The organism is Flavobacterium bomense, assembly GCF_003970355.1.
Genome location: NZ_RYDJ01000220.1, coordinates 1 through 791 on the forward strand (window position 1 = coordinate 1; position 791 = coordinate 791).

Annotated in this window: 1 protein-coding gene; it reads left to right on the top strand. The window is 25.9% G+C overall.

The window, feature by feature from the left end:
* Positions 1–423: 423 nt before the first annotated feature.
* On the top strand, positions 424–750 hold the full coding sequence (locus EKL98_RS18325; protein WP_126563226.1) for a carboxypeptidase-like regulatory domain-containing protein: 327 nt from the start codon (positions 424–426) through the stop codon (positions 748–750).
* Positions 751–791: the final 41 nt, after the last annotated feature.

The window sequence follows — 791 nt, forward strand, 5'->3', positions numbered from 1 at the left end:
TTTTTGTATTTTTTTGATATCTCTAAAGCGACTTGAATATTTTAAACGAAATAACTAACCAACCAAAAACAAACCATTAAGCCTATGAAGTAAAAAAAAAATTAAAAACCGTTTTTAAATATTCTCAATTGTTGAATTTATGTTTCTATTTTAAAGTATAATGATAATTGATTCATTGTTCTAATATAATCAACAAGAATATTATTTTAATAAACCATAATTGATCTGAACTATTTGAAAAGAAAGATTTTGATTTTTAAAGTTGAAAACGTGTAAGTTTTTAAGGAACTAGTCATATAATTGAATTCGGTATATCTCTAAATTGAATTTCTGAGTTTAATATGCAAAGTAAATTTGTAAAGTAAATATGACGCATATTTAAGTTCTAATTTGTAATAAATTAAAAAATGTCAAAATATTAATATGATAAAACAATTAATTAAAGTTCCACGTAAAGTTAATTGCGTGGTATTGGGAGTTTTGTTACAGTTTATGTTTTCGAATGTATTGTTGGCAAGTGAAGGAAAAACAACCTTGCCTACTGTGAAAAGTCAGTATAGTCAGCAAATTACAGTCTCTGGAACAATTACTTCAGCAGAAGATAAATTGCCAATTCCTGGCGTGACCATAATGGTTAAGGGTAATTCTAAAATGGGTGTAATATCTGATTATGATGGAAAGTATAAAATTACAATACCTTCATCAGGAGCTACATTGGTTTTTAGTAGTATTGGTTTTAAAACCATTTAAAAACAAATAAAAGGACAATCTGTAGTTAATGTTGTTATGTC

Coding starts and splice junctions, on each gene's coding strand:
- EKL98_RS18325 (WP_126563226.1), top strand. CDS start 424: ATGATAAAACAATTAATTAAAGTTCCACGTAAAGTTAATTGCGTGGTA.